The 22,323-nt window shown below is 70.8% G+C and carries 22 protein-coding genes; 13 read left to right on the top strand and 9 right to left on the bottom strand.

Features of this window, described 5'->3' with window-relative positions; translation table 11 throughout:
• Window positions 1–3: 3 nt before the first annotated feature.
• Window positions 4–804 (bottom strand): enoyl-CoA hydratase-related protein, encoded by an 801-nt coding sequence (locus AB0I77_RS10610; protein WP_363282027.1) that lies wholly within the window; start codon window positions 802–804, stop codon window positions 4–6.
• A gap of 217 nt (window positions 805–1,021) precedes the next feature.
• Between AB0I77_RS10610 and AB0I77_RS10615 the strand changes: the two genes are divergently transcribed.
• Complete coding sequence (locus tag AB0I77_RS10615; protein WP_363282028.1) at window positions 1,022–1,651, top strand: hypothetical protein; 630 nt, start codon at window positions 1,022–1,024, stop codon at window positions 1,649–1,651.
• A 48-nt stretch (window positions 1,652–1,699) separates the two neighbouring features.
• Here the strand turns inward: AB0I77_RS10615 and AB0I77_RS10620 are convergent, their stop codons facing one another.
• Together AB0I77_RS10620 and AB0I77_RS10625 are read right to left on the bottom strand one after the other, a co-directional pair.
• Entirely contained in the window at window positions 1,700–2,836 is a 1,137-nt protein-coding gene (locus AB0I77_RS10620) for an adenylate/guanylate cyclase domain-containing protein (RefSeq protein ID WP_363282029.1), read from the bottom strand.
• Window positions 2,837–3,004: 168 nt separating this feature from the next.
• Window positions 3,005–3,883, bottom strand: coding sequence for a biotin--[acetyl-CoA-carboxylase] ligase (locus AB0I77_RS10625; protein WP_363282030.1), 879 nt, complete (start codon window positions 3,881–3,883; stop codon window positions 3,005–3,007).
• Between the two features lie 110 nt (window positions 3,884–3,993).
• Between AB0I77_RS10625 and AB0I77_RS10630 the strand changes: the two genes are divergently transcribed.
• The 4 genes from AB0I77_RS10630 to AB0I77_RS10645 all read left to right on the top strand — a co-directional run bounded on the left by AB0I77_RS10630 (window position 3,994) and on the right by AB0I77_RS10645 (window position 6,776).
• Window positions 3,994–5,613 carry an acyl-CoA carboxylase subunit beta gene (locus AB0I77_RS10630; protein ID WP_363282031.1) on the top strand — a complete coding sequence of 540 codons (1,620 nt, stop codon included), beginning with the start codon at window positions 3,994–3,996 and terminating at the stop codon, window positions 5,611–5,613.
• Window positions 5,614–5,621: 8 nt separating this feature from the next.
• Entirely contained in the window at window positions 5,622–5,831 is a 210-nt protein-coding gene (locus AB0I77_RS10635) for an acyl-CoA carboxylase epsilon subunit (protein ID WP_363282032.1), read from the top strand.
• Between the two features lie 139 nt (window positions 5,832–5,970).
• The gene (locus AB0I77_RS10640; protein WP_363282033.1) at window positions 5,971–6,099 is read left to right on the top strand and encodes a hypothetical protein; all 129 of its coding nucleotides are present in this window, start codon (window positions 5,971–5,973) and stop codon (window positions 6,097–6,099) included.
• A 56-nt stretch (window positions 6,100–6,155) separates the two neighbouring features.
• Complete coding sequence (locus AB0I77_RS10645; RefSeq protein WP_363282034.1) at window positions 6,156–6,776, top strand: nucleoside triphosphate pyrophosphatase; 621 nt, start codon at window positions 6,156–6,158, stop codon at window positions 6,774–6,776.
• On the opposite strand, the gene AB0I77_RS10650 is transcribed toward AB0I77_RS10645, so the two are convergent.
• Complete coding sequence (locus tag AB0I77_RS10650; protein WP_363282088.1) at window positions 6,745–7,224, bottom strand: hypothetical protein; 480 nt, start codon at window positions 7,222–7,224, stop codon at window positions 6,745–6,747. The two genes, AB0I77_RS10645 and AB0I77_RS10650, sit on opposite strands and share 32 nt — an antisense overlap.
• Before the next feature lie 375 nt (window positions 7,225–7,599).
• Between AB0I77_RS10650 and AB0I77_RS10655 the strand changes: the two genes are divergently transcribed.
• Window positions 7,600–9,372, top strand: coding sequence for a biotin carboxylase N-terminal domain-containing protein (locus AB0I77_RS10655; RefSeq protein ID WP_363282035.1), 1,773 nt, complete (start codon window positions 7,600–7,602; stop codon window positions 9,370–9,372).
• Between the two features lie 171 nt (window positions 9,373–9,543).
• On the opposite strand, the gene AB0I77_RS10660 is transcribed toward AB0I77_RS10655, so the two are convergent.
• Both AB0I77_RS10660 and AB0I77_RS10665 read right to left on the bottom strand, forming a co-directional pair.
• Window positions 9,544–10,485, bottom strand: a complete 942-nt coding sequence (locus tag AB0I77_RS10660; protein ID WP_363282089.1) for a DeoR/GlpR family DNA-binding transcription regulator — start codon at window positions 10,483–10,485, stop codon at window positions 9,544–9,546.
• Between the two features lie 190 nt (window positions 10,486–10,675).
• Window positions 10,676–12,124: an NAD(P)H-quinone dehydrogenase gene (locus tag AB0I77_RS10665; RefSeq protein WP_363282036.1), complete on the bottom strand. Its 1,449-nt coding sequence runs from the start codon at window positions 12,122–12,124 to the stop codon at window positions 10,676–10,678.
• 105 nt (window positions 12,125–12,229) lie between these two features.
• Between AB0I77_RS10665 and AB0I77_RS10670 the strand changes: the two genes are divergently transcribed.
• The 3 genes from AB0I77_RS10670 (at window position 12,230) to AB0I77_RS10680 (ending at window position 15,702) form a co-directional block, all read left to right on the top strand.
• Window positions 12,230–12,667 carry a gamma-glutamylcyclotransferase gene (locus AB0I77_RS10670; RefSeq protein WP_363282037.1) on the top strand — a complete coding sequence of 146 codons (438 nt, stop codon included), beginning with the start codon at window positions 12,230–12,232 and terminating at the stop codon, window positions 12,665–12,667.
• A 104-nt stretch (window positions 12,668–12,771) separates the two neighbouring features.
• Complete coding sequence (locus AB0I77_RS10675) at window positions 12,772–13,596, top strand: purine-nucleoside phosphorylase (protein ID WP_363282038.1); 825 nt, start codon at window positions 12,772–12,774, stop codon at window positions 13,594–13,596.
• Between the two features lie 444 nt (window positions 13,597–14,040).
• On the top strand, window positions 14,041–15,702 hold the full coding sequence (locus tag AB0I77_RS10680) for a phospho-sugar mutase (RefSeq protein WP_363282039.1): 1,662 nt from the start codon (window positions 14,041–14,043) through the stop codon (window positions 15,700–15,702).
• Window positions 15,703–15,749: 47 nt separating this feature from the next.
• Here the strand turns inward: AB0I77_RS10680 and AB0I77_RS10685 are convergent, their stop codons facing one another.
• Window positions 15,750–16,481 (bottom strand): PH domain-containing protein, encoded by a 732-nt coding sequence (locus AB0I77_RS10685; protein WP_363282040.1) that lies wholly within the window; start codon window positions 16,479–16,481, stop codon window positions 15,750–15,752.
• Window positions 16,482–16,654: 173 nt separating this feature from the next.
• Here AB0I77_RS10685 and deoC point away from each other — a divergent pair, with 173 nt between their 5' ends.
• The 3 genes from deoC to AB0I77_RS10700 are packed head-to-tail and all read left to right on the top strand — an operon-like array spanning window position 16,655 to window position 19,981.
• A complete protein-coding gene (gene deoC, locus AB0I77_RS10690; RefSeq protein WP_363282090.1) occupies window positions 16,655–17,629 on the top strand; it encodes a deoxyribose-phosphate aldolase in 975 nt (324 codons plus the stop codon).
• 5 nt (window positions 17,630–17,634) lie between these two features.
• Window positions 17,635–19,071 (top strand): aldehyde dehydrogenase family protein, encoded by a 1,437-nt coding sequence (locus tag AB0I77_RS10695; RefSeq protein WP_363282041.1) that lies wholly within the window; start codon window positions 17,635–17,637, stop codon window positions 19,069–19,071.
• Window positions 19,064–19,981: an aldehyde dehydrogenase family protein gene (locus tag AB0I77_RS10700; protein WP_363282042.1), complete on the top strand. Its 918-nt coding sequence runs from the start codon at window positions 19,064–19,066 to the stop codon at window positions 19,979–19,981. Before AB0I77_RS10695 ends, AB0I77_RS10700 begins: the two co-directional genes overlap by 8 nt.
• A gap of 90 nt (window positions 19,982–20,071) precedes the next feature.
• On the opposite strand, the gene AB0I77_RS10705 is transcribed toward AB0I77_RS10700, so the two are convergent.
• Complete coding sequence (locus AB0I77_RS10705) at window positions 20,072–20,476, bottom strand: hypothetical protein (protein ID WP_363282043.1); 405 nt, start codon at window positions 20,474–20,476, stop codon at window positions 20,072–20,074.
• Between the two features lie 128 nt (window positions 20,477–20,604).
• Between AB0I77_RS10705 and AB0I77_RS10710 the strand changes: the two genes are divergently transcribed.
• Window positions 20,605–21,240, top strand: coding sequence for a uridine kinase (locus AB0I77_RS10710; protein ID WP_363282044.1), 636 nt, complete (start codon window positions 20,605–20,607; stop codon window positions 21,238–21,240).
• A gap of 197 nt (window positions 21,241–21,437) precedes the next feature.
• On the opposite strand, the gene AB0I77_RS10715 is transcribed toward AB0I77_RS10710, so the two are convergent.
• A complete protein-coding gene (locus tag AB0I77_RS10715) occupies window positions 21,438–22,172 on the bottom strand; it encodes a SigE family RNA polymerase sigma factor (RefSeq protein ID WP_363282045.1) in 735 nt (244 codons plus the stop codon).
• Window positions 22,173–22,323: the final 151 nt, after the last annotated feature.

A 22,323-nucleotide genomic window follows, 5' to 3' on the forward strand; every position in this document is an offset into this window, starting at 1 on the left:
GCCCTACTCCCCCGGCCAAGAAGGCCGCCGCTTCTCATTGAACGCCGCCACCCCCTCCGCCCGATCCCCCGAGAACGCCACCGCCCGCCACGCCGCGTCCTCGACCTCCAGCCCGGCCCGCAGATCCAGCCCGTGCCCCAGCCGCAGCGCCCGCTTCGCCGCCCGCAGCCCGACCGGGGAGTTCGCCGCGATCCGGCCCGCCAACGCCAACGCCTCCTCCCGGTCCCGCCCCTCCTCCACCAGCGTGTCCACGAGCCCCAGCTCCCGCGCCTGACCGGCCTCCACCCGCCGCGCCGTGAAGATCAGCTCGGCCGCCCGCGCGGCCCCCACCCGGCGCGGCAGCAACTGCGTACCGCCACCGCCCGGAATCACCCCGACGGACACCTCGGGCAGCCCCACCACGGCCGTACGGTCGGCCACGATCAGGTCGCACGCCAGCGCCATCTCGAAGCCGCCGCCCAGCGCGAACCCGTGCACCGCCGCGATCGTCGGCACCGGCAGCTCCAGCACCCCGGTGTACGCACCCCGGGCCACCGGCCGCTGCCGTACCAGCTCGGCGTCGCTGAGGGAGTTGCGCTCCTTCAGGTCGGCCCCGACGCAGAACGCGCGCTCGTGCGTCGAGGTCAGCACGACCACGCGTACGTCACGGTCGGCGGCCAGCGCCGCGCACGCCCCGGCGAGCGACCGGGCCAGCTCCGTCGAGATCGCGTTCATGGCCTTGGGCCGGTCCAGGGCCAGCTCCGCGACATGCCCCGCTTCGTGCCGCCGTACCAGCACGAACTCCCCGAACCGCTCCTCGCTCATGACACCCTCCTGGTTAACGGCGGTTAACATCCTTCGCCCCGATCATCGCAGCAGCGCCCCGTAGGGGAAAGGGCGAGCCGGGATTGTTCCCAGTCGGGGACCCGACACCCCGTTCGAGTGACATCCCGCCCATCTCCCGACCCACCGCCCGGGGCAGCGCATAACGTGCGTCCGCCACGGCGCACCGGGGGCGTGAGCGCACTGGGGAGGGATCGCGATGACGGAGACGGACCGGCCGGAGAAGCCGGAGAGAGCCACCACGGAGGACACGACCGCACTGTCCGAAACGACGTACGGCGGCGAACCGCGCCTCTTCGGCCCCCGGGGCCGGCACCGCAGGCCCCGCTCCCGCAAGGTGCTGCTCGCCGTGGGAGGCCTGGCCCTGGCCGCCGGGGCGCTGAGCCTCCTACGGCCGGCACCCGATGCGAGGGTCGGCGGCCTCGGCACCACGGAGGCCGAGCCCCGACCGGAGCCGGGCACTGCCACTGCCCGGGCGACCAACGCCGCCGCCGCGGCGACCGTCCCCAGGCCGAGCCCGTCGGCGACGCACGCACTGGGCCAATCGAGTGCGACGCCCACCCCGCCGGTCTCCCCCGCCCCGACCCCCTACACGACGGCCGCACCCCACAGGCCCGCGGCCGTCCCCACGACGATCCCGGACGCGCCGAACACCACCGCCCCACCCCGCCGCCCACCGGCATCCACAAGCCCCGCCGCCCCACGCCCGGCACCGACCCCCACCGCGGACTCCCCGCAGCCCGAACAGCCATCTCAGTCACCTCAGCCACGCCGGCCAGGCCTCTGCGTACCGGTCATAGACCTGTGCGTGGACCCGCTGGACCGCTGAGAGGGGCGGCTACGACAGGCGGGGCTGCCGGGGCTGCCGGGGCCAGGGCTACGACGTCGACGTCCCGTTCCGCCGCGTGAGCAGCCACGGCTCGACCACGCCGAGCCCGCGCACCGGCCGCTGCCACATCGGCTGGAGCGCGAAGCGGTAGGCCGGCGGCTCCTCGCCCTCCTTCTCGGCGGCGGCCACGGCCTCGGCCGCCTCCGCCTCGGAGGCCGGGGACTCGCCGGAGCGGACCAGCTCCTCCGCGAAGGCGCTGTCGATGAGGACGGCGTCACGCGGAGCTATCGAGGTCAGCCGGGAGGCGAGGTTCACCGTCGTACCGAAGACATCGCCCATACGGGTGGTCACCGTGCCGAAGGCGATGCCGACGCGCAGCTCCGGCATGGTCTCGTCGTTCGACATCGTCTCGACGAGGGTCAGCGCGATCTCGGCGGCCACGCCCGCGTCGTCGGCGGCGTAGAGCACCTCGTCGCCGAGGGTCTTGATGAGCCGTCCGCCGCGCGCGGCGACCAGGTCGGCGCAGGTGGTCTCGAAGGCCTCGACGAGTTCGCCGAGCTCCTCCTCCTCCATCCGGCGGGTCAGCCGCGTGAACCCGACGAGGTCGGCGAAGCCGACGGCCAGGCGCCGGTCGACCATCTCCTCGTCGTCGGCGGTCTGCACGACCCGGCCCGCCGAGGCGGCGAGCTGGCGCCGCCAGACGTAGACGAGGAACTCCTCCAGCTCGGGCAGGAGCAGCTCGATGATCGGGTACGTCACCTCGGTGCGCGACATGCCCGGTTCCGGGGGCTCGGTCAGTCCCTCCAGGAACGAATCCATCTGCCATTCGGCCAGTCGGGCGGTGGTCTGCCCCGTGGACCGCGCCACCTGCACGGCCATCGCCTCGCTGAGCAGTCCCGCCTCCACCAGACCGGAGAGCCGGCGCAGCGCGAGCACGTCGGCCTCCGTGAGCGCCTTGGCCTGCCCGATGTCGGCGAAGCCCATGGCCCGCCAGAAGCGGGTGGCCAGCTCCACGGAGACACCGGCGCTGCGGGCCGCCTGGAAGGGGGTGTAGCGCCGCTCGGCGCCGAGGATGAGCTGTTCGATGCGCAGGGCGAGCGGGTTACCGCCGGGGTCGGCGGCCTCTGGGTCCACCCGGCCGTCCGCATCCGCGTCCGCGCCGGAGCCCTCGTCGTCGACGGTCACGCCTGCTGCCCTTCCGATCTGTCACGGCCAGGTATCGACCGGCCTCAACTCTACGGCAGGTGTGCGGTAGCTCACTCCGTGAGGCGAGCGACGGGGGCACCTCTTTACCAACCGAGTCGGGTGGTGGGTGGGCATAGGCCCGGGGGTCTGGGGGCGGAGCCCCAGCAGCTACACGGACCGCAAGTGCACGACGTCCCCCGCGCCCACCGGCTCCTGCACACCCTCCCCCGTGGCGATCACCAGCCGCCCGTCCCCGTCGACCGCCACCGCCTCCCCGACGATCGACCGATCCCCCGGCAACTCGGCCCGCACCACCCTCCCCAACGACGCGCACCCCGCCGCATACGTCTCCTGCAAGCCACTGACCACCGGATCACCCCCGGCCGCCCGCCACCGCCGGTACCACTCCTCCAGCGACCGCAGCACGCCCCGCAGCAACGTGTCCCGGTCCGTACTCACCGCCCCGGCCAGCGCCAGCGACCCCGCCTGCGGCACCGGCAGCTCCTCGGCGCGCAGGGTGACGTTGATGCCGACTCCGACGACCACACCGTCGTCCCCGGCCCGCTCCGCGAGGATGCCCCCGGCCTTGCGTTCCTCTCCCTGGACGGTCACCAGCAGGTCGTTGGGCCATTTGAGTGCCGTGTCCACGCCCGCCGCCCGGGACAGCCCCGTCGCCACCGCCACCCCGGTCAGCAGCGGCAGCCAGCCCCAGCGGGCCACCGGCACCTCTGTCGGTTTCAGCAGGACGGAGAAGAAGAGGCCCGAGCGGGCCGGGGCCGTCCACTGGCGGTCCAGACGGCCCCGCCCGGCCGACTGCTCCTCCGCGACCAGGACCGCCCCCTCGGCCGCCGTGCCCTCGACCGCGCGGGCGACGAGGTCGGAGTTGGTGGAGCCGGTGCGCTGCACCACGTCCACGTCGCACCACAGCCCGCCCTCCCGCACCAGCGCCCTGCGCAGAGCGGCACCATTGAGGGGCGGACGGTCCAGGTCGGACCACCGGCTGCCGTTCGGCTTGTCGTTCGCGTCTGAAGCATCTCGCGGCGTCATGCAACCCACATTAGGTGTGGTAAACGCCGCACTGCCGACAGGTAGGCACCGCACTACTCTACGGATGAGTAACCGTCCCCCCTTTTGAGCAGGCAGGGAGCCCCATCCCGATGTCCGAGCCGGAAGAGCGCAACGAGATCCACAAGACCCCAGGGATCGACATCCACACCACCGCGGGCAAGCTCGCGGATCTCCAGCGCCGCATCGAGGAAGCGACGCACGCCGGCTCCGCACGCGCCGTCGAAAAGCAGCATGCCAAGGGCAAGTTGACGGCCCGTGAGCGGATCGACCTCCTGCTCGACGAGGACTCCTTCGTCGAGCTGGACGAGTTCGCCCGGCACCGGTCCACCAATTTCGGCCTGGACAAGATCCGCCCCTACGGCGACGGCGTGGTCACCGGATACGGAACCGTCGACGGCCGCCCCGTCGCCGTCTTCTCCCAGGACTTCACCGTCTTCGGCGGAGCCCTCGGCGAGGTCTACGGCCAGAAGATCGTCAAGGTGATGGACTTCGCCCTCAAGACGGGCTGTCCGGTCATCGGCATCAACGACTCCGGCGGCGCCCGCATCCAGGAGGGCGTCGCCTCGCTGGGCGCCTACGGCGAGATCTTCCGGCGCAACACCCACGCGTCCGGCGTGATCCCGCAGATCAGCCTGGTCGTCGGGCCCTGCGCGGGAGGCGCGGTCTACTCCCCCGCCATCACCGACTTCACGGTCATGGTCGACCAGACCTCGCACATGTTCATCACCGGCCCGGACGTGATCAAGACGGTCACCGGCGAGGACGTCGGCATGGAGGAGCTGGGCGGCGCCCGCACCCACAACTCCGCCTCGGGCGTGGCCCATCACATGGCCGGGGACGAGAAGGACGCCATCGAGTACGTCAAGCAGCTGCTGTCGTACCTGCCGTCCAACAACCTCAGTGAGCCCCCGGCCTTCCCGGAGGAGGCGGACCTCGCCGTCACGGACGAGGACCGCGAGCTGGACACGCTGGTCCCGGACAGCGCGAACCAGCCGTACGACATGCACACGGTGATCGAGCATGTCCTGGACGACGCCGAGTTCTTCGAGACGCAGCCGCTGTTCGCGCCGAACATCCTCACCGGCTACGGGCGTGTGGAGGGCCGGCCCGTCGGCATCGTCGCCAACCAGCCGATGCAGTTCGCCGGCTGCCTCGACATAAGGGCCAGCGAGAAGGCGGCCCGCTTCGTGCGCACCTGCGACGCCTTCAACGTCCCCGTCATCACCTTCGTGGACGTCCCCGGCTTCCTGCCGGGCGTCGACCAGGAGCACGACGGCATCATCCGCCGCGGCGCCAAGCTGATCTACGCCTACGCGGAAGCCACCGTCCCCCTCATCACGGTCATCACCCGCAAGGCCTTCGGCGGCGCCTACGACGTCATGGGCTCCAAGCACCTCGGCGCCGATCTCAACCTCGCCTGGCCCACCGCGCAGATCGCCGTGATGGGCGCCCAGGGCGCGGTCAACATCCTGCACCGCCGCACGATCGCGGAGGCCGAGGCCGCCGGAGAGCTGGAGGCGACCCGGGCCCGGCTGATCCAGGAGTACGAGGACGCCCTCCTCAACCCCTACATCGCGGCCGAGCGCGGCTACATCGACTCCGTGATCATGCCGTCCGACACCCGCCGGCACGTCGTACGCGGCTTGCGCCAGCTCCGCACCAAGCGCGAGTCCCTGCCGCCGAAGAAGCACGGCAACATCCCCCTCTAGGAGCCGACATGACGATCAAGGTCGTACGGGGCAACCCCACCCCGGAGGAGCTGGCCGCCGCCCTGGCGGTAGTCCGAGCCCGCGCCGCGGCGGCAGCCACCACCCCGCCCGGCGCCCCCACCCCAGAGGCCGCGTGGTCCGACCCCTCCCGCATAGCGGCCCACCGCCTACCCCAGCCCGGGCCCACGTCATGGAGCCGCACCTATTGGCCGGGGTAACTGCAACGCCGCCAGGGGCGCGGGGAACTGCGCGACCAGCCCCCACCGGGCCCACAGCCGACAACGAACCGCTGCGGGCCCCCAAACTTGAGTACGCGTACTCAGGCACCGCCCCACGGCCAAGCCCCACGCTAGTGGCATGCTGTGGTCCGACCCCGAGAACGAGCCCCCCAAAGAACTGCGAGAAACGCAGATCATGCTCCGGCGGCTCGGCATCTTCCTGGCCCTGGCCATGGTCCTGGCGATGATCGTGCTCGGCGTCCGCTGAAGGACGCCGATACACGGGCGCCGATACACCACATCGCCCGCCGATACGCTTGCCGTATGACTGATCAGCCACGCCGCCGGCTCGTCCTCGCCTCCCAGTCCCCCGCCCGGCTGGGCCTCTTGCGCCAGGCCGGACTCGACCCCGAGGTGATCGTGAGCGGCGTCGACGAGGACGCCGTCACCGCGCCGACCCCCGCCGACCTGGCGCTCGCCCTGGCGGAGGCGAAGGCGTCCGTGGTGGCGGCGAAGCCCGAGGTCAAGGGCGCCCTGGTGATCGGCTGCGACTCGGTGCTCGACCTGGACGGCGAGGCGCTGGGCAAGCCCGCGGACGCCGAGGAGGCCACGGCCCGCTGGAAGTCGATGCGCGGCCGGGCAGGCACGCTCCAGACCGGCCACTGCGTCTACGACACGACGAGCGGCCGGTACGCCTCCGCCACCGCCTCCACCGTGGTCCGCTTCGGCGAGCCGACCGACGAGGAGATCGCCGCGTACGTCGCCTCGGGCGAGCCTCTCCACGTCGCCGGCGCCTTCACCCTCGACGGCCGCTCGGCCCCGTTCATCGACGGCATCGACGGCGACCACGGCAACGTGATCGGCATCAGCCTGCCCCTCGTACGCCGACTGCTGGCCGAACTGGGCGTGGGTATCACCCAGTTGTGGGCGCCGGTCCAGGAGTGACCGGGGAGCCCCCGTCACCGCCCCTGGCGTCCTCGGGCCCCGCGGCGGCGGGCGTGGCCTGGCCGTCATACGTCATCAGCAGCAGCACGACGAGGGCCAGCACCAGCACCATGAACAGGAACTCGGGCCAGCCCATCAGGCCCCACGCGAACGCGCCCAGCAGCCCGTGCACCACGGCCGCGCTGATCAGCAGGATCCGGCCGACACCGGCGGGCCGGCGGTCCCGTAGGGCGACCAGGAGCGCGACCAGGCCGCACAGGCCGAAGTAGAGACCGAAGACGATGCCGCCGATCTTCGACGACGTGGACATCATGTCCGGGTCGAGACCGGCCAGGGACATGTCCTGCCGGTCGACGACGATCCCGAGGAACCAGTTCAACGCGACGACGCCGAGTGCCTCCACGAAGAGCACGACTGCCACGATCCACGCCACCGGCCTGCGCACCACCACCGGTCCACCCACCTTCGACTGCGGCCCGAGCAAGGATGCCGTGACCTTACGTACGTTCGAGACACTGGGAACGCTACTAACCGGTAAACCGGGGGACAAGAGTCCGGCGATGGGCAAAGAATCATTGGGCCATTCGTAGGGACTCCACAAAGAAACCGAGTGTGCCGCAGCACGCCACTACAGAGACCTTGACCACACCGGAAGGCTAGGGTTTCCGGGAGGAGTCCTGCGTACCGAGGTGCGACAAGGGATTTCGCGGGTCGAACGAGCTCGTGTCACGCTCCGTGTGGGCAAGCTCACGACCCAGGACGGGTCGAAGTGCCGTGTCGGCAGTCCCTAAACTCGGCTTGTTTCAAGGAGGGAGCCTCAATCGTGCGCAAGGTGCTCATCGCCAATCGTGGCGAAATCGCTGTCCGCGTAGCCCGGGCCTGCCGGGACGCCGGGATCGCGAGCGTGGCCGTCTACGCCGAACCGGACCGGGACGCTCTGCATGTCCGCGCCGCGGATGAGGCGTTCGCTCTGGGCGGTGACACTCCCGCGACCAGCTACCTGGACATCGACAAGGTGCTGAACGCCGCGCGCGAGTCCGGCGCGGACGCCATCCATCCCGGCTACGGATTCCTGTCCGAGAACGCCGAGTTCGCACAGGCGGTCGGGGACGCGGGCCTGATCTGGATCGGCCCGCCCCCGCAGGCCATCCGCGACCTCGGCGACAAGGTGGCCGCCCGCCACATCGCCCAGCGCGCCGGCGCCCCCCTGGTCGCCGGCACACCCGACCCCGTCTCCGGCGCCGACGAAGTCGTCGCCTTCGCCCGCGAGCACGGCCTGCCCATCGCGATCAAAGCCGCCTTCGGCGGCGGCGGCCGCGGCCTGAAGGTCGCCCGCACCCTCGAAGAAGTACCCGAGCTGTACGACTCCGCCGTCCGCGAGGCCGTCGCCGCCTTCGGCCGGGGCGAGTGCTTCGTCGAGCGCTACCTCGACAAACCCCGCCACGTGGAAACCCAGTGCCTGGCCGACCAGCACGGCAACGTGGTCGTCATCTCCACCCGCGACTGCTCCCTCCAGCGCCGCCACCAAAAACTCGTCGAGGAAGCCCCGGCACCCTTCCTCACCGAGGCCCAGGTCGCCGAGCTCTACGCCTCCTCCAAGGCCATCCTCAAGGAGGCCGGCTACGTCGGCGCGGGCACCGTGGAGTTCCTCGTCGGCGCCGACGGCACGATCTCCTTCCTGGAAGTCAACACCCGACTCCAGGTGGAACACCCGGTCACCGAGGAAGTCTCCGGCATCGACCTCGTACGCGAGATGTTCCGCATCGCCGACGGCGAGGAACTCGGCTACGACGACCCGCAGCTGCGCGGCCACTCCATCGAGTTCCGCATCAACGGCGAAGACCCCGGCCGCAACTTCCTCCCGGCTCCCGGCACCGTCACCACCTTCGCCCCGCCGTCCGGCCCTGGCGTACGCCTGGACGCGGGCGTGGAGTCCGGCGCCGTCATCGGCCCGGCCTGGGACTCGCTGCTGGCGAAGCTGATCGTCACCGGCGCCACCCGCGAGCAGGCCCTCCAGCGGGCCGCCCGCGCCCTGGAGGAGTTCCAGGTCGAGGGCATGGCCACCGCCATCCCGTTCCACCGCGCGGTCGTCAAGGACCCCGCCTTCGCTCCCGAAGTCCACGGCCAGGAAGGGCCGTTCACGGTCCACACCCGCTGGATCGAGACCGAGTTCGTCAACGAGATCAAGCCCTTCGCCACCCCGACGGACATCGAGGCCGACGAGGAAGCAGGCCGCGAGACCGTCGTCGTCGAGGTCGGCGGCAAGCGCCTGGAGGTCTCCCTGCCCGTCTCGCTGGGCATGTCGCTGGCCCGCACGGGCCTCGCGGCGGGCGCCAAGCCCAAGCGCCGCGCGGCGAAGAAGTCCGGCCCCGCGGCCTCCGGCGACACGCTCGCCTCCCCGATGCAGGGCACCATCGTCAAGATCGCCGTGGAGGAGGGCCAGGAGGTCGCGGAGGGCGACCTGGTCGTCGTCCTGGAGGCGATGAAGATGGAACAGCCGCTGAACGCGCACAAGTCCGGCACCATCAAGGGCCTGTCCGCCGACGTCGGCGCGTCGATCACGTCCGGCGCGACGATCTGCGAGATCAAGGACTGAGGGGCGCACGTACGACATTCCGAGGCGCCCGGCGACTGTTTGTGACAGTCGCCGGGCGCCTCGTTTTCCCCGTCCCCCGTGACGGTGGGGCTACAAGGGCACGCACCGGCCGCGCAGGAGAGCGACGCCGACGACATGGGCGCCGCACGGGCCGGAGCCAGTGCCGCGGCACTAGCGACGGCGAAGGTCCGCGACCCGGGCCCGTTCCGTCCCGGGGGGCTGCTCGCCCAGCACCGCGGCCGTCCGCAGCCCCGGCGCCGTGCCCGGCACCTGACTGCGGCGCGGGCCCGGAAGGGGCACGTCCCGGCGCTGTTGCTGCTGGCGCGCCGGGACCTGATCACCCCCCGCGTTTCCCGGCGCCCCGGCCACGGCGATCTGCACCCCCTGGTCGGCGAGGGCCTGGAGCTCGGTGGCCGCACGGTCGTCGTGGGCGGGCGGTTCGTCCGTGACGAGGCGGGTGATGAGATCCGTCGGCACGGTCTGGAACATGGTGTCGGTGCCGAGCTTGGTGTGGTCGGCGAGGACGACGACCTCGGCGGCCGCCTGCACCAGCGCCCGGTCGACCGACGCGGACAGCATGTTGGACGTGGACAGCCCGCGCTCGGCGGTCAGCCCGCTCCCGGACAGGAAGGCGCGGGAGACCCGGAGCCCCTGCAAGGACTGCTCGGCACCGCTCCCGACAAGGGCGTAGTTGGAACCGCGGAGCGTTCCGCCGGTCATCACGACTTCCACGCGGTTGGCGTGGGCCAGCGCCTGGGCCACCAACAGGGAGTTGGTGACGACGGTCAGCCCCGGCACCCGCGCGAGCCGACGCGCGAGCTCCTGCGTAGTGGTACCCGCCCCCACCACAATGGCCTCGCCCTCTTCGACGAGACCCGCGGCGAGATCGGCGATGGCCGTCTTCTCGGCGGTCGCGAGATGCGATTTCTGCGGAAAGCCGGACTCCCGCGTGAACCCGCCCGGCAATACCGCACCGCCATGCCGGCGGTCGAGGAGTCCTTCTGCCTCCAGTGCGCGCACGTCCCGCCGTACGGTCACTTCGGAGGTCTGGACGACGCGGGCGAGCTCACGGAGCGACACGGCCCCGTTCGCTCGCACCATTTCGAGGATCAATTGGCGACGTTCTGCAGCGAACACGAAACTGACAGTAACCCCAACGACCGTCTGCTTTCAGCAGTTTGCGCCGAATAACAGAAGTTGTTCGCACAGGAGGTCGGCAAGTGGTATAGGGCCTACGCCCGCCGACTATGCCGCACGAATGCTCGACAACTCCCCGTGACCAGCGAGGAATCGCTTTCGGCCGTCAGACTTCGTCGCCCGCCTTACGGGTGTGGAGCTGCCGTGCCACCTCGGCGATCGACCCCGAAAGGGAGGGATAAACGGTGAACGCGTTCGCGATCTGTTCGACCGTCAGATTGTTGTCGACGGCGATCGAGATGGGATGGATCAGTTCCGAGGCACGCGGCGACACGACCACACCGCCCACCACGATGCCGGTACCCGGGCGGCAGAAGAGCTTGACGAAGCCGTCCCGGATGCCCTGCATCTTGGCGCGCGGGTTGCGCAGCAGCGGCAGCTTCACGGCCCGGGCGTCGATCCTGCCGGAGTCGACGTCGGACTGGCTGTAGCCCACGGTGGCGATCTCGGGGTCGGTGAAGACGTTCGACGAGACGGTCTTCAGATCCAGCGGAGCCACCGCGTCGCCCAGGAAGTGGTACATGGCGATACGCCCCTGCATGGCGGCCACCGAGGCGAGCGCGAAGATCCCGGTCACGTCACCGGCGGCATACACACCGGGAGCGGTGGTCCGCGAGACCTTGTCGGTCCAGATGTGACCCGACTCCCGCAGCTTGACCCCGGCCTCCTCCAGCCCCATGCCCGCGCTGTTCGGAATGGCGCCGACGGCCATCAGACAGTGCGAGCCGCCGATGACCCGCCCGTCCGCCAGAGTGACCTCGACCCGGTCCCCGACCCGCTTGGCGGACTGGGCCCGGGAGCGCGACAGAACGTTCATGCCGCGCCGCCGGAAGACGTCCTCCAGCACGGAGGCGGCGTCCGAGTCCTCGCCGGGCAGCACCCGGTCTCGCGACGACACCAGCGTGACCTTCGACCCCAGCGCCTGATAGGCGCCGGCGAACTCGGCACCGGTCACACCGGAGCCGACCACGATGAGCTCCTCCGGAAGCTCGTTCAGGTCGTACACCTGGGTCCAGTTCAGAATCCGCTCGCCGTCGGGCTGGGCGTCGGGCAGCTCACGAGGATGCCCGCCGGTGGCGACGAGAACGGCGTCCGCGACGAGCGTCTCCTCGCTCCCGTCCACGGCCCGCACGACGACCTTCCGCGACCCGTCGAGGGCCTGCATGCCTTCCAGCCGCCCGCGCCCCCGCAGCACCCGGGCCCCGGCACGCGTCACGGACGCCGTGATGTCGTGCGACTGAGCCAGCGCGAGCCGCTTCACACGGCGATTGACCTTCCCGAGATCAACCCCGACCACCCGGGCGGCCTGCTCCAGGGGCGGAGTGTCGTCGGCGACGATGATCCCCAGTTCCTCGTACGACGAGTCGAAGGTGGTCATCACCTCGGCCGTGGCGATCAGGGTCTTCGACGGGACGCAGTCGGTGAGCACCGACGCCCCGCCCAGCCCGTCGCAATCGACGACGGTCACCTCCGCGCCGAGCTGGGCGGCCACCAGGGCCGCTTCATATCCGCCGGGTCCGCCACCAATGATCACGATCCGAGTCACGTACTCCATTGTCCCGCACGCATCACAGTGCCGACGCCCCGGGGGCGACAGGAGGCGATTCCGTTACCTCCGGGACGGGAGTGGCGGGCGAAACGGCTGCCGTACCCTCGATCCATGTCGCTCTACGCCGCGTACGCCGGCAACCTCGACGCGCGGCTGATGACCCGCCGCGCCCCGCACTCGCCGATGCGCGGCACGGGCTGGCTGAACGGGTGGCGGCTGACCTTCGGGGGCGAGCACCTGGGCTGGGAGGGCGCACTGGCGACCCTCGTCGAGGAGCCCGGCTCCCAGGTCTTCGTCGCGCTGTACGACATCGCGCCCCTGGACGAGGACTCGATGGACCGCTGGGAGGGCGTGGGCCTGGGCATCTACCGCCGCATGCGCGTACGGGTCCACACCCTCGACGGCGAGGAGCAGACGTGGCTGTACGTCCTCAACGGCTACGAGGGCGGCCTGCCCTCGGCCCGCTACCTGGGCGAGATCGCCGACGCGGCCGAATCCGCCGGCGCCCCGCACGACTACGTCATGGAACTCCGCAAACGCCCCTGCTGATCCACTCTGACCGGCCTTTTCTCCGGAAACGACAAGGCAACAATCACCATCCGGCAAGGCCTATCATCTACGCGCGTAGGCCCGGACCGGCTACCCTCGTGCGCGTGAACGCATCTCTTCTTCCGGACGACATCCAGGGCGACCCCCATGCCGCCGCCGACGCCGCCGCCCTGCGCCTGCGGGAACTGACCGGCGCCGAGACCCACGACGTCGCCCTCGTGATGGGCTCCGGCTGGGCACCCGCGGTGGACGCCCTGGGTGCCCCCGACGCCGAGCTCCAGGTCACCGAGCTGCCCGGCTTCCCGCCCCCGGCGGCCGAGGGACACGGAGGCAAGATCCGCTCGTACACGATCGGCGACAAGCGCGCCCTGGTCTTCCTGGGCCGCACGCACTACTACGAGGGCCGCGGAGTGGCCGCCGTCGCCCACGGGGTCCGCACAGCCGTCGCGGCCGGCAGCAAGACGATCGTCCTCACCAACGGCTGCGGCGGCCTGCGCGAGGGCATGCGCCCCGGCCAGCCGGTCCTGATCAGCGACCACATCAACCTGACGGCGACGTCCCCCATCGTCGGCGCCCACTTCGTCGACCTCACCGACCTCTACTCCCCCCGCCTGCGCGCCCTGTGCAAGGAGGTCGACCCCACCCTCGAAGAGGGCGTCTACGCCCAGTTCCCCGGCCCGCACTACGAGACCCCGGCCGAGATCCGCATGGCCCGCGTCATCGGCGCGGACCTGGTAGGCATGTCGACGGTCCTGGAGGCCATCGCCGCCCGCGAGGCAGGCGCCGAGGTCCTGGGCATCTCCCTGGTCACGAACCTGGCCGCCGGCATGACCGGAGAGCCCCTGAACCACGAGGAGGTCCTCCAGGCGGGCCGCGACAGCGCAACGCGCATGGGATCGCTGCTGGCGCAGTTGCTGGAGCGGTTGTAGAGCAGGGGGTGGGTCCAATCACCGGCGTTTCCCACTCACCCGGTGTTGCTGCGGGCGCCACTGGGGGCTCCGCCCCCAGACCCCCGGACCTATGCCCACCCCACCACCCGACTCGGTCGGCCAAGAAGTGGCCCTAGCCCTGGGGGCTGCCGCCCCCCCAGACCCCCGAACCCGACTCGGTCGGACGAGAAGTGAGAGCGAGTGAGAGCGAGCGGCACCCGCCCACGGTGGGAAGGGGACGTGTCGGGGGGTGTCCGCCCGCAGCGGTTGTCGCGTCAACCCGGGTACCTCGGCAGGAAACCGATTCCGCGACGTTCCGAGGACGGACACCCCCCGACACGTCCCCGACCCACAACGCACCCGCAGGCGCTAAGCGCGCGCACCCCCACACCACCCGCACAGGCCGCCGCAGGCACCCCCACCACGACGAGAGGCTGACCGAACGTGAACGTGCCGCACGACGATCTCATCGCACGGGCCAAGGCATGGCTGGCCGAGGACCCCGACCCGGACACCCGCGACGAACTCGCCAAGCTCATCGACGCCGATGACGTCACCGAGCTCACCGCACGCTTCAGCGGCACCCTCCAGTTCGGCACCGCGGGCCTACGAGGCGAACTCGGCGCCGGCCCCCTGCGCATGAACCGCTCCGTGGTCATCCGAGCCGCCGCAGGCCTCGCCGCATACCTCAAAAAGCACAGCTCAACCCCCTCAACCCCCGGCCTCGTCGTCATCGGCTACGACGCCCGCCACAAGTCCGCCGACTTCGCCCAGGACACCGCCGCCGTCATGACCGGCGCCGGCCTCACCGCGGCCCTCCTCCCCCGCCCCCTCCCCACCCCCGTCCTCGCCTACGCCATAAGGCACCTCGGCGCGGTCGCCGGCGTAGAGGTCACCGCCAGCCACAACCCACCCCGCGACAACGGCTACAAGGTCTACCTCGGCGACGGCTCCCAGATCGTCCCGCCCGCCGACGCGGAGATCGCCGCCGAGATCAAGGCCGTCTCGACCCTCGCCACAGTCCCCCGCCCCACCACCGGCTGGCAGACTCTCGACGACGCCGTACTCGACGCCTACCTCGCCCGCACGGACGCCGTACTCGCCCCCGACTCCCCCCGCACGGCCCGCACGGTCTACACGGCGATGCACGGCGTGGGCAAGGACACCCTCCTCGCCGCGTTCTCCCGCGCAGGCTTCCCGGAACCCGTCCTCGTCCCCGAACAGGCCGACCCCGACCCGGACTTCCCCACCGTCGCCTTCCCCAACCCGGAAGAGCCCGGCGCGATGGACCTCGCCTTCGCCAAGGCCCGCGAGACCAACCCCGACCTGATCATCGCCAACGACCCGGACGCGGACCGCCTCGCCGTAGCGGTCAAGGACGCCACCGACGGCGCCACCGACTGGCGCATGCTCCGAGGCGACGAAGTCGGCGCCCTCCTCGCCACCCACCTGGTCCACCGCGGAGCACAGGGCACCTTCGCCGAGTCCATCGTCTCCTCCTCCCTCCTCCGCAGCATCGCCGAGAAGGCGGGCCTCCCCCACGAGGAAACCCTCACCGGCTTCAAATGGATCGCCCGCGTAGAGGGCCTGCGCTACGGCTACGAGGAGGCCCTCGGCTACTGCGTGGACCCCGAGGGCGTACGAGACAAGGACGGCATCACCGCGGCCCTCCTGATCACGGAACTGGCCTCCACCCTCAAAAACCAGAACCGCACCCTCCTCGACCTCCTGGACGACATCGCCGTAGAACACGGCCTGCACGCCACGGACCAGCTCTCGGTCCGCGTGGAGGACCTGTCCCTCATCACCACCGCGATGCGACGCCTACGCGAGCACCCCCCGACGCACCTCGCGGCCCTGCCCATCACCCGCACCGAAGACCTCACCCAGGGCACCGACAAACTCCCGCCCACCGACGGCCTGCGCTACACCCTCGACGGCGCCCGAGTCATCGTCCGCCCCAGCGGCACGGAGCCGAAGCTGAAGTGTTACTTGGAGGTCGTGGTCCCGATCGCGACCCACACCGACCTGCCCGAGGCCCACGCGAAGGCGACGGCCCTACTGACCGCCATCAAACGGGACCTCTCCACGGCCGCCGGCATCTGAGCCGTCTCAACGGCGCGCGGCACGACGGCGCGCACCGACAGAACCGCTCAGCCACCCACCGCAAGGATCGCCAACAACACCGCTCCGGCAACCGCAGGCCCCACGACCTCATACGCCCACCGCACGGTCACCTCCCCCTGCGCCGCCTCCGCCTTCGCCCGGTTCTCCAGCAGCTCGCGCAACTCATCCATCACCTTGTCGGTCTCGGCCCGCACAGGCTCATCCGACACGGCACCCCGACCACCGAAACCCCCACCACCGAAGCCCCCACCGCCCCGCATCCCACCGAAGCCGCCCCCAAGCCCTCCACCGGCACCGTCACCGTCACGGGAACCACGCCCACCGCCCGCCCCCCGCCGGACTTCCCGCCGAGCCGCCCGCTTCCGCGCCCGCAGCGACACCGGAACGGCCCACAGCTGGTACTTCTTCCCGGACACGGCCAGGACCTCATTGGAATACCCGGAGCGGAACGACTCGATCTGCCCCCAGGGCAGCACGATCACCCGGAGTGGATTGCGGATCCGCAGCCGGTCGTCGTTCGCGAACACGGCGGGCCGCAGACTGAAGGCGGCCACCACTGGCACCACGAGGATCAACGTGGCGAGCGCGAGCCACGGGGTCCTGCCGTCCCCGGTGACGATCGCGTCGACGCCGAGCCAGCCGGCGATGCCGAGCAGCAGAACACCACCGGCGATGCCCGCGGGCGACCGATAGATCCGGTCCCTGGGCTCGGATGCCGAGGGCTGCGGCGCTGGTGACTGAGGCTCCGGGGTCGTCATGGCCCCGATTGTGCCCGAAGCCCCCGGAGAGGCTCACGCACGGCCCCGCCCCACACGACGAGCACCGGACATGTGCGCTCACCCGTCCTCCGACTAGCCCTCCGACTAGCCCTCCGACTTCCCCTCCGGGGCTGTACAGCCGCTACGCGCGTAGATATGCTCGTCTGGTGACCATGCCCACCACTGTGCCCACCACTGCACCCCCCGCAGCGCCCGCACTCGCGGACGTCACCTCGTCCGACAGCACGCTGCGCCGCTACCTCCACGGGCTGCCCGGCGTCGACGCGGTCGGCCTGGAGGCGCGCGCCGCCTCGCTCGGCACCCGTTCCATCAAGACGACCGCGAAGGCGTACGCCATCGACCTCGCCATCTCGATGGTCGATCTGACGACGCTGGAAGGCGCGGACACCCCGGGCAAGGTCCGGTCGCTCGGCGCCAAGGCGGTCCACCCGGACCCGACGGACCGCACGACCCCGGCGACGGCCGCGGTCTGCGTCTACCCCGACATGGTGGCCACCGCCAAACAGGCCGTCGCCGGCTCCGCCGTGAAGGTCGCCTCCGTCGCCACCGCCTTCCCGGCGGGCCGCGTCCCGATCGCCGTCAAGCTGGCCGACGTGCGCGAGGCGGTCACCGCGGGCGCCGACGAGATCGACATGGTCATCGACCGCGGGGCGTTCCTCGCGGGCAAGTACCTGAAGGTGTACGACGAGATCGTCGCCGTGAGGGAGGCCTGCGGGACGGACGCCCGCCTCAAGGTCATCTTCGAGACCGGCGAGCTGTCGACGTACGACAACATCCGCCGCGCGAGCTGGCTCGGCATGCTGGCCGGGGCGGACTTCATCAAGACGTCGACCGGCAAGGTGGCGGTGAACGCGACGCCCGCGAACACCCTCCTGATGCTGGAAGCCGTACGCGACTTCCGTACGCAGACCGGCATCCAGGTGGGTGTGAAGCCCGCCGGAGGCATCCGCACCACCAAGGACGCGGTCAAGTTCCTCGTCCTGGTCAACGAGACCGTCGGCGAGGACTGGCTGGACAACCACTGGTTCCGCTTCGGCGCCTCCTCGCTCCTGAACGACCTGCTGATGCAGCGTCAGAAGCTGGCCACCGGCCGTTACTCCGGTCCCGACTACGTGACAGTGGACTGATCACCATGGCATCTGCATTCGAGTACGCACCGGCACCCGAGTCCCGCTCGGTCGTCGACATCGCGCCCTCCTACGGCCTGTTCATCGACGGCGAGTTCGCCGAGGCGGCGGACGGCAGGGTCTTCAAGAGCGTCTCCCCGTCGACCGAGGAGGTCCTCTCCGAAGTCGCCCAGGCCGGCGCCGAGGACGTCGACCGTGCCGTGCGGGCCGCCCGAAAGGCCTTCGAGAAGTGGTCCGCGCTGCCGGGCTCCGAGCGCGCGAAGTACCTGTTCCGCATCGCCCGGATCATCCAGGAGCGCAGCCGCGAACTGGCCGTCCTGGAAACCCTGGACAACGGCAAGCCCATCAAGGAGACGAGGGACGCCGACCTCCCCCTGGTCGCCGCGCACTTCTTCTACTACGCGGGCTGGGCCGACAAGCTGGAGCACGCCGGGTTCGGTACGCACCCCAGGCCCCTGGGCGTCGCGGGCCAGGTCATCCCCTGGAACTTCCCGCTCCTGATGCTGGCGTGGAAGATCGCCCCGGCCCTCGCGACCGGCAACACGATCGTCCTCAAGCCCGCCGAGACCACCCCCCTCTCCGCCCTCTTCTTCGCGGACATCTGCCGCCAGGCGGGCCTGCCGAAGGGCGTCGTCAACATCCTTCCGGGATACGGCGACACGGGCGCCGCGCTGGTCGCCCACCCGGACGTGAACAAGGTCGCCTTCACCGGCTCCACGGCCGTAGGCAAGGAGATCGCCCGCACGGTCGCAGGCAGCCGCAAGAAGCTCACTCTCGAACTCGGCGGCAAGGGCGCCAACATCGTCTTCGACGACGCCCCCATCGACCAGGCCGTCGAGGGCATCGTCACCGGCATCTTCTTCAACCAGGGCCAGGTCTGCTGCGCGGGCAGCCGCCTGCTGGTCCAGGAGTCGATCCAGGACGAGCTCCTCGACTCGCTCAAGCGCCGCCTGTCGACCCTCCGCCTCGGCGACCCGCTCGACAAGAACACGGACATCGGCGCGATCAACTCCGCCGAACAGCTGGCCCGGATCGTCGCGCTCACCGAGCGGGGCGAGGCGGAGGGCGCCGAACGCTGGTCCCCGGCCTGCGAACTCCCCTCCTCCGGCTACTGGTTCGCCCCGACGCTCTTCACGAACGTCACCCAGGCGCACACCATCGCCCGCGACGAGATCTTCGGCCCGGTCCTGTCCGTCCTCACCTTCCGCACCCCGGACGAGGCCGTCGCCAAGGCCAACAACACCCCCTACGGCCTGTCGGCGGGCATCTGGACGGAGAAGGGCTCCCGCATCCTCGCGGTGGCCAGCAAGCTCCGGGCCGGGGTCGTCTGGTCCAACACGTTCAACAAGTTCGACCCGACGTCGCCGTTCGGCGGCTACAAGGAGTCGGGCTTCGGCCGCGAGGGCGGCCGTCACGGCCTGGAGGCGTACCTCGATGTCTGAGAAGGCGGAAAAGACCGGGCGACTGCCGGTCTTCAAGACCTACAAGCTGTACGTCGGCGGGAAGTTCCCGCGTTCCGAGAGCGGCCGGGTGTACGAGGTAACCGACTCCAAGGGCAAGTGGCTGGCCAACGCCCCCCTTTCCTCCCGCAAGGACGCCCGTGACGCGGTCGTCGCCGCCCGCAAGGCGTTCGGCGCCTGGTCCGGCGCGACCGCGTACAACCGCGGGCAGATCCTCTACCGCGTCGCGGAGATGCTGGAGGGTCGTACGTCGCAGTTCGTCCAGGAGGTCGCCGAAGCCGAGGGCCTGTCGAAGTCCAAGGCCGCGGACCAGGTGGAGGCGACGATCGACCGCTGGGTCTGGTACGCGGGCTGGACCGACAAGATCGCCCAGGTGGTCGGCGGCGGCAATCCGGTGGCGGGCCCGTACTTCAACCTGTCGTCCCCCGAACCGACGGGCGTGGTCGCGGTCCTGGCCCCGCAGAAGTCCTCGTTCCTCGGCCTGGTCTCGGTCCTCGCTCCGGTGATCGCCACCGGCAACACGGCGATCGTGATCGCGAGCGAGCGCTCTCCGCTCCCGGCCCTCTCCCTCGGCGAGGTCCTGGCCACCTCCGATCTGCCCGGCGGCGTCGTCAACGTCCTCTCCGGCCGTACGGCGGAGATCGCGGCGCCCCTCGCCGCCCACCAGGACGTCAACGCGATCGACCTGGCCGGCGCCGGCACCGACGATGGCCTGGCGAAGGAACTGGAGATCGCCGCGGCGGACAACCTGAAGCGCGTCCTTCGTCCACAGCCTGTGGATAACGTGGACTGGTCCGCGACACCCGGCATCGACCGCATGACGGCGTTCCTGGAGACGAAGACGGTCTGGCACCCGACGGGCGCACTGGGCGCGTCGGGCTCGTCGTACTGAGGGCTGACGGCTGACGGCTGACGGCCGTCTCACACCAGAGGGTCGCGTTCCCCTCCGTCCAGGAGAAACGCGACCCTCTGCCCGCCATGCTCAGCCACCCAGCAGCCCCGTCACCTCCCCCACCACCGGCATGCTGCCGATCGACCGCGCCTGCGCCACCGGCCCGGTCAGCGCCTGCGAGGTGAGCGGCTTGAAGTCGGCCAGCTTGGTGCCGACGCCGTTGTCCAGGGGGTCGACGCCGGTGCCGGCCAGCGGGTTGGGCTTGAGGCCGGCGACCGGGCCCGTGACGTACCCGACCGTGCCGGTGAGCGCCTGGAGGCCGGACTGCGGGTCGATGTTGCCGAGCGAGGTGGGGCGCGTGCGCATCACGTCGACGACCGGATCGGTGTCCGCGGAGGCCGTCGCCGCCCCTGCTCCCAGGGCGACGCCCACGGTCGCGAGGGCGACCAGGGCGCGCTGGGCGGTCGGATTATGGGAGGACGCGTATCGGGCCATCGCTGCTGCCACCTTCTCCATGCGCTGAGTAATGAGGTCGACACGAAGGGTAGTTGAGGTGTGACGCGCGCATCAAAGCCGACCCGCGGGGTCGGCAGGGCCTACGGCATGCGTCAAACTGGTGTCCCGTGAGCATCCATCCGCCGTCACCCGCCCGCGTCGTGCTGCTCTGCGGCCCCTCCGGCTCCGGCAAATCCCTCGTCGCCGCCCGCTCCGGGCTTCCCGTGCTGCGCCTCGACGACTTCTACAAAGAGGGCGACGACCCGACGCTGCCGCTGGTGCGGGGGAGCTCGGACATCGACTGGGACCACCCGCTGTCCTGGGACGCGGACGTCGCCGTCGAGGCGATCGCCCGGCTGTGCGCCACGGGCAGTACGGCGATCCCGGTGTACGACATCGCGCTGAGCGCCCGTACCGGCGAGGAGACGCTGCACATCGGCCGGACCCGGCTGTTCGTCGCGGAGGGCATCTTCGCCGCGGAGATCGTGGAGCGCTGCCGGGAGCTGGGCCTCCTGGCCGACGCGCTGTGCCTGAACCGCGGACCGGTGAAGACCTTCCGCCGGCGTTTCGTGCGCGACCTGAAGGAGGGCCGCAAGTCGGTGCCCTTCCTGCTCCGCCGCGGCTGGCGCCTGATGCGCCAGGAACGCTCGATCGTCGCCCGCCAGACCTCCCTGGGCGCCCACCCGTGCGACCGGGACGAGGCGCTGGACAGACTGGCCGCCGCGGCGGTGGGCCGCCAGGTCCAGGCGAAGACGGTGGCCTGACCGCCGTACGCGACAAAAGCCGCGCACGGGCACGCACACGCGAAAACGGGACTGGATGGGCCCCCGGCCCTCCAGTCCCGCTCTCTTGGTGCTCCCCCGTGGTGCTCCCCCGTCGTACTTCCCCCCATGGGCCCCCGTTGGCCCCTTACCGCTCCCCCGTGTTACCGCTCCCCCGTTACTTGCTTCCCCCCCAACCTTCAGGCGACGAGCTCCCCGAAGGCGTCTTCCTCGTCACGGCCGAAGCTGAGGACCTCGTCCTCACGCAGCCGGCGGAGCGACCGCCAGATGCTGGACTTCACCGTGCCGACACTGATGTCGAGGATCTCCGCGATCTCCGGGTCCGTGCGGCCCTCGTAGTACCGCAGGACCAGCATGGTGCGCTGGAGTTCGGGCAGCCGGGCCAGCGCCTGCCACAGGACCGCGCGCAGTTCGGTGCCGCGCATCGCGTCCGTGTCGCCGGGCGTCTCCGGCAGTTCCTCGGTGGGGTATTCGTTCAGCTTGCGGCGGCGCCACGCGCTGATGTGCAGGTTGGTCATCGTCCGCCGCAGATATCCCCCGACGGCGGCCTTGTCACTGATCCGGTCCCACGCCCGGTATGTCGAGAACAGCGCGCTCTGGAGCAGGTCCTCGGCCTCGAAGCGGTCACCGGTGAGGTGGTAGGCGGTGGCGTACAGGGAGGCGCGGCGCTCCTGGACGTAGGCGGTGAACTCCGCCTCCGACAGCGAACGACGCTCCCCCGTGTCCTCCCTGTACGCGGCTCCCCCGTGTTCCCCCGTGACAGCGTCAACCACCGTCATGTACGCGGTGTGCTGACGCCCGGTGCCGCGAGCGCACCCCCGCCCGCTCACGGCACCGGACTTCTCCGACCCCCGGGCGACATCGTGCAGACGCGTGATCACTGCGCCAGTGCTCGTGCTGTGCAGCGTGTTCATCTCGCGCCCCCCGTCGTGGACTTCCCGGTTTCTCGCCTTGCGACGTGCTTCCTTGCCTGTGCCGAAAAGCTTGCCGGGGCCACTTCATGGCCGTGTCCGCCGACTGTCACAGACCTGTCACAGGGCCCCTCCCCGGATGTGGCTCCCGGGC

The organism is Streptomyces sp. NPDC050619, assembly GCF_040654815.1.
In the GTDB taxonomy this organism is placed as follows: Bacteria; Actinomycetota; Actinomycetes; order Streptomycetales; family Streptomycetaceae; genus Streptomyces.